Source organism: Variovorax sp. YR566 (assembly GCF_051992195.1).
GTDB lineage: Bacteria > Pseudomonadota > Gammaproteobacteria > Burkholderiales > Burkholderiaceae_C > Variovorax.
Window position 1 is genome coordinate 5,832,838 of the sequence record NZ_CP197092.1, and the last position, 11,510, is coordinate 5,844,347.

Annotated in this window: 5 protein-coding genes and 1 tRNA gene; all 6 read right to left on the minus strand. The window is 61.2% G+C overall.

The genetic code is table 11. The features are described from left to right. Position 1: 1 nt before the first annotated feature. A complete protein-coding gene (locus ACTG4X_RS27170) occupies positions 2-724 on the minus strand; it encodes a hypothetical protein (RefSeq protein ID WP_440532396.1) in 723 nt (240 codons plus the stop codon). Further along, a complete protein-coding gene (dpdH, locus tag ACTG4X_RS27175) occupies positions 725-3,793 on the minus strand; it encodes a protein DpdH (protein ID WP_440532397.1) in 3,069 nt (1,022 codons plus the stop codon). 12 nt (positions 3,794-3,805) lie between these two features. Then, a complete protein-coding gene (gene dpdG, locus ACTG4X_RS27180) occupies positions 3,806-4,687 on the minus strand; it encodes a protein DpdG (RefSeq protein ID WP_440532398.1) in 882 nt (293 codons plus the stop codon). Then, the gene (dpdF, locus tag ACTG4X_RS27185) at positions 4,684-7,221 is read right to left on the minus strand and encodes a protein DpdF (protein ID WP_440532399.1); all 2,538 of its coding nucleotides are present in this window, start codon (positions 7,219-7,221) and stop codon (positions 4,684-4,686) included. The genes dpdG and dpdF overlap by 4 nt, the downstream gene beginning before the upstream one ends. A 26-nt stretch (positions 7,222-7,247) precedes the next feature. Continuing rightward, positions 7,248-10,508, minus strand: a complete 3,261-nt coding sequence (dpdE, locus tag ACTG4X_RS27190; RefSeq protein WP_440532400.1) for a protein DpdE — start codon at positions 10,506-10,508, stop codon at positions 7,248-7,250. Between the two features lie 903 nt (positions 10,509-11,411). Beyond that, positions 11,412-11,501 (minus strand) — tRNA-Ser (locus ACTG4X_RS27195). Positions 11,502-11,510: the final 9 nt, after the last annotated feature.

The window sequence follows — 11,510 nt, forward strand, 5'->3', positions numbered from 1 at the left end:
CTCAGGTGGCCTTTGTACGCACGACGAAGCGGGCGGGGTCGTCATTCTCTTTGAGCCACGCCAAGACTTCGGGGGTAAGCAACTCCAGCGGTGCACCGATCGGCAACTCCTGCTGGAAACGCCGGACTGCTGGGGGCAGGTCCAGTACAAATTCACTGTAGCGCCGTTTGAGTTCCTTTTCGTAATCCCGCAAGTCCTTGAGATCGTCTTGAGAACTCGGTTCCGAGCTTTTTCGAAGCGTACGGTAGCGCTGGAAGCGCTCGTTGTAAGCCCGCAAGGCAGCCTGGTTTGCAGGTGACGCCATCATGAGGATGCGAATACTCTCGGGTTCTGGCAATTCGGCCGTGGCTTCGATGCTTGCGCGCCAAGCCTTGCGCATCTCCTCACGCAGGACGTCGGTCGAAGAACTGGCCTGTTTGACCATTCGCAACCACAGGCCGTCTTTGGACACGTCGTCGATGTCAACACCATTGACCAAGACCTCTTTGGCCTTAGAACTCAGATGCTTGACGGCGTCAATCGCGTCAGACGTCGCCTTGACAGCCTCCGCATCGAGCGTGAACCACTTGAGTTTGGTCTTGGCCGCTATCAGCGGCCTCTTGGCGTTTGACCATTCGGTTTGTCGAGCCTGAATCGCGGAGACTTGATTGCGGACCTGATTGGCCTGATTGGTTCGCTCGAGTTGAGCCTGCGCGGCGATGCTGCGAGAAATTAGGCTGCCCACTTACGCCTCCTCGATGTTCAGGCTGCTGATGAGTGCGGTGCGTTGCTTCAACGCTTCGTCGCCCGAAGTATCTACCTGCTTGCGACGCTCCAAGGCATCAAAGAAGTGAACCAGAAGGTCGACCTCGGCAGTGACCTCCAAGAGTTTGGGCAGTTGCAGCGCGCTCCAACCCTCCAACTGCACTTCGATGGACTTGTCCTCGCCGGGGGCCGTGAAAGCTCGCGCGCGATTGAATACAGTCTCCAGACTCTCTGCGGACAGGTCTTCAATGGCCTTGCGCACACGCTTCTCATCGCATTCCGTTGGCCAAAGAGAGAGCGTCCGGGCCATTTCGAGGGTCTGAAGCAACTGCGTGCGCCATGCCACGCGCGCGTGATCGGGTTCAAAAGCCGCCGCAACACGCGGTCTGCAGGCCTCCTGGGCCGACTTCAAGCGCGAAATCAATTGCGTTGCAGATCCGTCCTCCATGCGTTCCATGCCACTGATCGCAACTGGCGTGAGCGATTCCTTGCTGTTGAGGGTCAAGGCCATCCTCGTTGGCTTCGCCGCCTTCCACGCATTCTTGAGGCGCAAGGGGTCAATGGCCAGCGCTTGCCTGCCGGCACTCCCTTGATAGCAGGCCAAGCGATAGCGCAGTTGCTCTTGCAGGGCGGGGCGAGCCGCAACGGCCTCCATTCGCGCGTCCAGAACACCGCGGACAGCTGGATTGACGTCGATGGGTGCTGGACGTTGCTCCGGCGCTGGGGCCATCAACTCATCGATGCGAGGGCCCTCCGGCTCAGCCTTGCGGCTCAAGCCCAGTAGCAAGGCCTGTCGGTGCAAAACCGTGGCAAGCACGCCGACCTCTTGCTCCGCACGCTGGGACATCTGCGCCAGGAGGTCGGTCTCGTAGAGATCAAGCAGGGCATTTGCGGTTGCACAGTCATCTTCGGCGCCGTCGTAGCGCCAATTCTTCGCATGGGCCTCCCAACGATCGAGCGCACGAAGACCAGTGACGACCAGCGAAGGAATAGCTTCTGCTTCCGGGGCAACTTTGATGATGATGCCGAGACTTGGGTTGCTGGTGGTCTTGCTTGGGGGCAGCCAGAACCAGGTGGGTTCAACGGAGCCGCCATGTAGGTTCATCAGGTCGAAATTGATCCGTTGATTCAGTGCCTCAGCCAACAACTTGCGCACGCGATTGGCCACACGCCCCACGAGGCTGGTGGTAGGCCCCCAACTTTCTAGCGCCTGCGCGAACTCGGACAATGCGGCCGGCGGCGCCACAGTTGTCACAGGCCGGGGTTCGGGTTGCGGTATGGGGCGTGGTTGCGTTTGCGGATCTGGCCGCGGCTCTGGTCGCAGCGGCGCTGGGCGCGGTTGGGCGGCGGCGCCAAACGGCCATGGGGCACCAAATGCGTCGAACACACCTTTGGCTACAGGAGGTGCAACGGCCAGTGAGCGCGGATTGCCGGCCCAGTGAAATAGCAAGGCTTCAACCTGGGACTTCGCCGCCGGGGCGAGGCCCATGTAGCCCAAGTCCATTCCAACGTCCGCGAACACACGCTGTTCATTCGGCAGGGCGGCCGGAAACCGGCCCTGCTCAGCCAAGCTTCGCTGGCTCAAAGTCCTTTGCAGTACCTCATTGATAAAGGCCCTTGGATTGAACACCCATTGCCCGGCACGCTTGAGGGCATGCCCACCCAGAGACTCAATGGCAGTCCGCGTGAACGGATAGAGCGCGTGTCCCGCATGGCTTTTGCCGAAGTGCGCGAGATGATCGGCCGCTGTGGCGTCCAGGGTTTCATCAAAGCCAGGCACCCAGTGGTACAAGTCGCGTTCATCCGGGGCCACCTGGGCGTAGCGCTTCCTGAGTTCCTTCAAACCCCAGCGTGCCGCGTTGAGGTAGCGCCCGGTCAGTTCCACCAACCTCGACACCACGAACTCGTCCGACAGGCCCTCGCTGGGCAGTACCCACTCCGCCTTGGCCCGCGTCAAAAGGGTTTGGCGCCCCGGCAGAAAGCCGTCGGTCACTGCCAACGCGGTGCGAATCGGTGCCCGAACTCGCTCCCCTTTTTCATCCGTTTCCGCAATGATGATGTCGAGCAGGGGTTGCTGAATCCCTGCCAGGGCAGCCAGATCCTCGATCAGCAATACGAGTTCACGCTCCTGCTTCAGCAGGTGTCGGCGAATGTCGTCGACGACTTCCTGGATCGTTTTTTGGCGGAAGGTCTCGGTGAACCCGAACACGCTGCGCAGCGCTGGGTCGAGGACTTCCTGGAGAATCTCGGCGGCACGTTCACGGTCCGCGCCGTCGTTGCGGGCCAAGAGGTTCAGGGCGCCGTTGGTTTCATGGGGAAACTCGTTGATAGGTGCGTCCGGTGGCGGCTCAAGGTCTCGCGCATGGAAGCGCCGATCGGCCGGATCACCGGTGCCCTCCAGGCTCGAACGGATGATCCGGATCAGGACCTTTTGAAACCAGCAGTCGCGCACCTGTGCGTCACGCACGATTGCACGAACCTTGCGGGCGATATTGATACGTGCGCCCTGGTCCCGTGCCACGCGATTGGCCTGTACAGCCTCCTGGAGATTGTGCGCAAAGGACTCCAACTCTTCGCCCAGCGTGGCCGCGAGCAGTTCCGCGGCCCGGTTCTCTTCCATCGCGTCGACGGCGCGATTGAGGTCTCGCTTGATCGTGGCGTAGGCTTCGCCACCCAGCGGCTCCAGCATGCGCTCGACCACCTGACGGAGGCTGGCGGTCTTGGGAATGGTCACGATCACCAGGCGATCGCGTTGTGGATGTCGCAACAACTGCGCACCCAACCACTTCACCATGTGCGACTTGCCCACACCCGAAGCACCAGTGATGGCCACCAATACCGCGCTGCCGTCATCAGACGGACGCATCAATTCATTCAGCAATTCCCGCTCGGTGGCCTCGGTCTCCAAGCCAGTATGAGCCGCACGTTTGCGCAAGGAGACGGGTTCATGGACCGCCAGCAGCAAAGCCTCGTCGATGGTTTCAGCTTCCGTGCGAAGGCATTCCCGCACATGGTCGGCACTGGGCCAGTAACTGATCAGTTCACTCATGATTCGGTCCCACTACGGTCGCGTGATCCATTGGAAAGTCAGGTCAGGTCGCGGCCCGATGAAACCCGTCAAAGTAATGGATGCCCCGGCGTCCGCCCGGTTCTGCAACAGCAGTTCTCCTCCTGCGCGCAGGCCCAGCAGTGCGCGTGAAAGAGAGGTGGACAACTGCCCCAGTGCCAAAGGGGCCAGCGCGTCGGCGTTGACCTCCTGGAGCACAGCCTTTTGCCAACGACCTCGGTCGAGTACTGGCAACACTTCTGCCAGACGGTCGACAAAATCAACCGCCTGCATGTCTTGCCCCGCAGGCAAAACCTCTTGCAGCGCATCGCGAACCGCCACGGTGGGATCAATATCGCCACCCAGGCCTCGACTGAAGCCCAGGAAATCGGCCCAGTGTCGGAGACCGTTCTGGCGGGTGTCGTTCTGGAGCAGGCGCAGTTCCTCGTTGGAAACTTGCTGCGCTTCCAGCGCTTCAAGTTCACTCAGACGGGTTTCAAAGGCGTTCTGCGCCAGCAACCATGCCAATCCGCGGGTCAGGTCGGCAGATTTCGCGCTACCGATGGCCCAGAGGTCTGGCGTGTTTTCTTCCGACATGGACAGGCGGCACACCTCGCGGCGCGTGAAAGCAGCCAGAGCACTTCCGGCCAACTTCTTCGGGGGACGCGTACTGACCGTGACTTCGTCTCCCTTCTCCTGGAAAAGGCCCAATTCAATCCAGCGGTTCAGCGTGACACGCGCCATCCTCCCTGGATCAGATTCCTGAAGGGCTACCGTTGGGGCAACTGCTTCCAAAAGGGCCGCGCGCGCCATCGGCTTGGAGGTCGCCAAAACCATGTGGTGGAGCACCAGCAAAATGCCTGGCAGCCCGTCACTGGTCAGGTTCAAGACCGTCATCGGTTGAACTCCTCTAGAACTTGTTCTTCGCGGATATGGGGCATCACCCCGGCCCATGCGCGATCGGGGCGACTGGGGTCGGGGAGATCTGCATGGATCAGCAGCACCGTCAATGCATTGGGCGAGTGCAGCAGGGCATCCCTCTCCTTTAGGGTGATGGGGCGGGATGGCCACAGCACAATGCGCACCTCGCCTTGCCCTCCTTCGAGTGACCCCGGCCGACGCTCGTCCAGGACGTCCACGAAAGTGGCGGTGTTCAGCGCGTGCACACGCTCCATGGCAACGTCGAACCAATCGCCCCCCGCCTGCGCCGCCATCACCGTATGAGGGTTGAGTTGGCTGATCAGCGCGGCAATCAGCGCGACATAGCCCGGTGAACGTGCATGGGCCTGGCGATGCGTGAGCAGGTGCGTGCGCCCACCACCGACACCCTCTACATCGAAGGGGCGTCGACTCACGGGCCGGGGGGCAAAGCGATCAATACGGTAGACCTGCGGTGCGGAGTAATGGATGCTTTCCGATCGAACAGGCCAATGCTCGGCACATCCGCCGCAACAGGAAGCAACCGGCGCGAACGCATTGGTCTGGTTGAGCGTGTAAAGCTTGCTCAGCGCCCTCGAAATCTCTTCCTGACCCTTGGCCACCCGGACCATGGTGGCAGCGCCCAGATCGGATGCCCGGAACGAAGCCTGACGTGCCGCATCCATTCGCGAGTCAAAGTAGGCCCGCTCCCGATGGCGCAAGTCCCGGATCCCGACCGCTGCATACAGGGGATCGGCGATCACATCGTCCTCCGTGAGATCTTCCTCGATGCCTGGCGGTTTGGACCTCAAGCCCTCCAACTCAAGCAATCCTGCAGAAGTCATGAGGTTCAGCGTGCGCAGGTTCCAGTCACGGTTGGTGGGCGAGTCCACGGAGATGTCTGCGCGCTTGCGACGCAGGTCAACCCACACCACACTCCTTTCCAGATCTTGGCTGACCGGGTGACCAATCATGCTCTCCCAACGTTCGAACGCCAGATCGTTGCCGATCAGGGAACTCCCGGCCATCTCCTTGGCCGCATCAATGTCGGCGTTCGTGTAGAGCAACAGGCTTACGGAGGCGCGACCGTCGCGACCGCTGCGGCCGACCTCTTGGTAGAAGCGATCCAATGATTCCGGCAGGGTGGCATGCACGATCGTGCGGACTTCAGCCTTGTCTACACCCAATCCGAAGGCTGAAGTGGCTACCATCCCATCCAGGCGGTTGCACGCCCATTCCTTGAGCAGGTATTCGCGCTCGGATGGACCTGTGTCGCCGGTGAAGCGCTGGATGCGATCGAATCCACTCTTGCGCAAGAGGACCTCGAACTCGCCGGCAATTTCGGGGCGCGTCACATACAGGATGAATGGCCGCGGGGCCTTCTTCAGAACCTCGACGACGAGTTGCCTTCGTTCGGTCTCGTGTGCGCAGTGATAGATCGCATAGCGCGGTTCTGGCCGCAAATGCACAGCCGAGACCACCTGCGTGGTCACGGCCGGTCCAAAAAGCTTCTGCAAGGCACTGACTGCGGAGGGCGACAGTGTTCCAGAGGCCAGGACCAGTCGGATGCTTCGAGCAGCCGCGCGACTCAGGTCGCGCAGATGGCGCACCAGGGCCGGCAGCAGTTGGAACTCAGGTCTAAAGCCTTGTCCCCATGTGGTGACGAGGTGGGCTTCGTCCACGATCACGTGAGTGAGGCGTCCAGCCTTGGCTGCAAATTCCAGCGAATCACGCAGCACGCCGGTTGCGCTTTCCGGAGAGGTGAAGAGTGCCTTTTGCGATCCGTCGCGGATCGCACGATGGACTTGCGCCCTCTCTTCCCGCTTCAGACCGCCGTGATAGGCCAAGGGCGTCGGCTGCCAACTGGGGTCCAACGCTTGCAGCAGTTCCGTCATGCGCCTGGCTTGATCGATGGCCAGCGCGACAGTCGGCACGATGACCAGCGAGACGTGACCGTTGCCCTCCAAGAGCGCCGGCATCTGCGCCAGCAAGGACTTGCCGCTACCCGTGGGCAAATTGGCGATGAGGGTGACATCGGCCGGCAAATGGATCAGCGCTCGAAGCGCTTCGCGCTGTCCCATTCCGGTGTAGGTGGCCACACCGAGGCGCCTCTGCACAACTGGGTCGGCCCTGACCGTCAGATCCCTTCGTGACGGCAATGCCTGGAAGGCATCCGAAAGCAGGTCTGCCTGAGCACCCAACCAGGGCAGTTGCACTGATTGCGCTCGCACTTCCAGGTCGCCGGCAGACTCGTAGGCATCGAACCCCGCTGCGCGCCAGGCCTCAGCATCCGGCCAGGGTGCGACGGAGGGCACAGGCCACCATCGGTGATCGCCCAAGGCGGATCGCCACAATCCCCAATGACGCACGAGAGCAAAGAGGTCGACATGGCTCACCCCCTTGGGCCTGGTCCGCATCGCTTCCCAAACGGCTTTGAGGCGCAGCTGCAAGTCAGTGGCTTCATCGGCCGGAACATCCATCCAGTGGCAATCCGGGCGCAGTGCTTGATCCATCACCTCGGCCTCTCGTTTAGCACCAATCATCGTTGGAAGGGAGAGTCCTGCGACACAAAGACGGCACCCACGCTGTCCAGACGCAACAGAGGTTGCCGCAGGACCTTTTCCAGTGAGCGATAGAAGCCTTCATCGTCGGCAAGGTCTTGTTTCTCATGGATGGCTTGCTCCCCCTCCAGGCGCGCGATGCGAGCCTGGCCCTGGGTGGTGCGCAGGAGGAGTTGCCGTTGCGTGGAGTTCACGGCTCGCTCCACATGCTCACGCATCCGATCCGACTGGCGCACCGAGCGCTCGGCCTTCGTTCGCGCATGCTTGCACAACAGGTCCCACTCCTGGAGCCAGGTCAGCCTGCCCGTATGTTGCAGTGCTCGCCAGCGCTCCGGGTTCAGATTGAAATCCGGCCCGGTGGCTGGCCGGCCCTGGCCCGCCTTGTAGTCTTCCAGGACCACTGCCGGCGGACTTTCCAGGATTTCTCCGGCTCCGGACGTCCACACGGTGAAGTAAAGCGGGGGAAGGCTCGCGCCGGCCTGTCGAGCCAGCGCTTGGGCTCGGATCTGGCGCGTGGCCGGGCCTTCAGTGGTCGACGGGGTCTCCGGTTCAACGACAAAGTCGAAGCGGAAATACAAATCCGCCCCACTGGGGTCGTTGACCGCGTGTTGCGAACGCACACGCCACAGACCAAAGGCGCGACCGCGGTCGTCCAAGTGGCAGAAGTTTTCCAGGGCCGAAACCATCGGGTCGCCAACTCGCAGCAGGCGCGTCTCCTTAGCCAGACAGTCCGCCGACTTGGCGCTGCTGCGCTGGAAGACATAACGGTAGGTCAAAGGGAATTGTGCGGTGCTTGCAGGCGCCTCAACGTCCACGGCCTCAAGGAAAGTGTTGAGGAAACGGCCGACAGGCAACAGCGTGTTCTGTTGCCCCTTGTACGCATAGCCGATGCGGAAGATCTCATCACCATTGTTGCGAGTGATTTCCGTGCGCCAGACGAAGCGCAAAGCATCGAGTGCCAGTGCGCGAAAGGCTGCGCGCCAGGTTCGCCAGTCACCGTCGCATTCATCCATGGGGTTCATGGCATCGGGATCAGCACCCGACAGCGCATCCAGGGCATCCTGCTGGTTGATGCGTCGCAGTTCTTTTGCCACGAGACCGGTAGGCCCTGCGATTTCCTCGCAGGAGGACGCAAAGGCCGAAGCCCCATGCGCTGCCCACTCGTCGATCAAGGCGTGAGTCTTTTCTTCAATGAGGTATTGCAGGCTGGCCACGGAGCGCTCAAAAACGCCCCAGCCACTGCTCAGCAGTTCGAACCAACCCACTTCATTGGGATTGCCCTGATCGACCAGAACCACGGAGCGGACTTCCTTGCCATTGCCGAAGCGGTCCAGGCGGCCCAGGCGTTGTTCGATTCGGTTGGCTGACAGGGGCAAGTCGAAATGCACAGCGACCTTTTCACCACCGTGCAGGTTGACCCCTTCTTCCGCTCGAGCGTCACAGACCAGGATGCGGCACGCAGCAGGGTCCGACATAAAGGCTTGCCAAGCGGGTGGCAGGTCATCTGCTTCATCGTCGTCCTCATCGAGGGGATCAATCGCCACGGTATGGCGCACGATCCGGGCATCGAAGACGGGCTGAAGGGCTTCGAAGACGTGGTCCGCGTCGGCCTCGGCATCGCAAAACACGACTACCTGGGCGGAAGGCCTTTCCAGGAGGCCTCTCAGCACGGACGTCAGGGCGTCGATGCGCGCCGAGTCCTCGCGAACGGCCGCAGCCGCATCGTCGATCTGACTGGCCAGGCGCAGCGATCCGCCGTCGGCAATGCCCAGGCCCTGCATCAGGTCCGCAACGCGCACATGCGCGAGTGGTTGCACAGCCCATCCCAGCATGGCCCTGCGCGCAGCGTGCGGCACGTCCGCGTCCCCAAAGACCCTCAGGCGCAATTGCTCGATCGCATCGCACAACGCGGCTGTGCGGTGGCCATCGAAGTTCACTCGCTCGAGTCCCTTGCGGTGCATGGTGGCCCATGGGACGGCCGCCCGACGATTGCGCAGGACGCGTCGATGCAGGCGGTAGGTCTCCGAAAGATGCGTGCGCAGCGCCTCGAGCGATGCGAGAAAGCCCTCGTCGTCCTCCTCCGGAAAGGTATCGAGTACCTCGCGTAGTTCTGCGATGCGCGTCATGAGGAGCGTGTCGTCGCCGAACGCAGCGGCCAACCGGTCCAACTCCTCAGGGAGCGAGTAGAGGTTGTCGGGCACCAGTGTGGCGACCAACTCGGCAATCAGTTGACGAGATTCCAGGCGCCGCCTGAAGCCGGCCAGGTCATTCAGCGGGAAGACCACCGGATCGAGCAGGTGCATCACGCGCAAGAATCCAGCGCTGTCGCTGAGCACGGGGGTCGCGGAGAGCAAGAGCAATCGGGGAACGCGGGGCGCATGATTTTGCAGCAGGCGATACAAGTCGCTGGACTGCCCCTCAACCTCGCGTGACAGATGATGCGCCTCGTCCACGACCAGCATTTCGGCTTGTGACAGCAGACTGACCAGTCGGCCGGTGTCGTCGTGCGCCACGACGAACACAAAGTCATCCAGCAGCGACTTCATGGCGAATCGGCGCACGAGTTCCTGGCGCCACTGCGAGACCAGGGCCGCGGGTGTGACAACCACGACGATGGCATGTGGGTCATCAAGCACGCATTGGCGGATGATGACACCGGCTTCGATGGTCTTCCCCAGTCCAACCTCGTCGGCCAGGAGAAAACGCTGGACCGGATCGGTGAGCACGCGCCTGACGACGTCGAACTGATAGTCCACCAACTCGACGGATGCGCCAAACAGAGCCGTCATGCCATTGGAACTAGCGTGCTGAGCGGATACAGCGCGCACAAACCCGGCGCGGCTTTCACTGATAAATGGTGTCTCGGTCGCCTGCGCTACAAGGAACGGCATCGGGTCGCGCAGCGGCCGACTCCAGCGCGTCTCCAACTCTTCAACCCTGCAATCGAGGGCGTCCCCGTTCGGAAACTGCACGAGCACGCTGTGGCCTTCAGCATGCAGCGCCCGCCCGGCCTGCCAGCGTCCGCCGGCGGCGTGCCGTCGATAAACTCGTGTCTGCGCCGGAAGAAGCATGACTCTGACTTGGGTGGCCGGGCACTTGATAGTTTCGTGGCCCTGCCCCCCCGGTGAATCGAAGTACCTCACGGTGGCTTCGCCACCAGAAAGATCCATCAACTTGCCCAGGCCCCATGTCTCGTAGGGCTCGGTTCGAATCTCAACAAAGTCGCCGATAGATACCATTGCCTAGCCTTGCGCGAAAGACTCGCTCACTAAGCCGCTCTATCGTCAATTTGATCGGGCGATCGAACAGCGGGACGCAGTCCAGCAAGCACTCCTTGAAAGAAGAATAGTCATCGAGGTAACGTTTGTTGCCGATTGTGCAGTGAAATTTTGGCAAGCATTCATGGCAGTGCGACTTCCTGCACACGGGCCCATGTAAATATTCACCAGAATCTCCTACATCCGGCGTAGTACGTGCTGCCCATCAATACCGATGAACCGCGCGCCTACCCCATTGCCACTTCCCTAATACGCGAGAAGGCCAACGAGACGCAAGATTGCCCAGTCGTGGTGAAACGAGCCTGCCTCATGAGGGCGCCATCGCTAACACATGGCCGCAGACATTCTCGACCTAACCATCCACAGCACCTGCCACTTCTCCCAGGCGCCTCCCTCCGAGCTTTGGAGGAGCTTGACAATGACCAACTGCGTCTCAGTGAGAAGGTTGGGCAACCGTCGCCTTCGACGTGGAAACGCGTTGCCCCGCAATGATCCAGTTTGCCTACATGGCGCCTACACGGCACCATAAAGCAAAAAGCCCAACCTAAGAAAGTTGGGCTATCTTCTTGATTCTAAAAGGAAAATTTGGTGGCCGGGGCGGAATCGAACCACCGACATGCGGATTTTCAACCCGCGCGTTCGCGGTGCCCCCACCTGGTACTGAGGGGCAACAGACGGCTCGGGACGGGCAAACTCCAGATTTGTGAGCCATCCCAAGAATTGTTCAGCGCATTGTTGCCGTCACGACCCGCCATGGCGTACCGCCGCACGTTTTGTGCCTCATCCAACTACTCATCCGATTGGTAGAAACGATGGTGTAAGAAATAAAAAAGCGCCCCGAAAGGCGCTTGTTTATTGACTTCTTGGAGGAGAGGGAGGGATTCGAACCCTCGGTACTATCGCTAGTACGCCTGATTTCGAGTCAGGTACATTCGACCACTCTGCCACCTCTCCGGTGCTGTC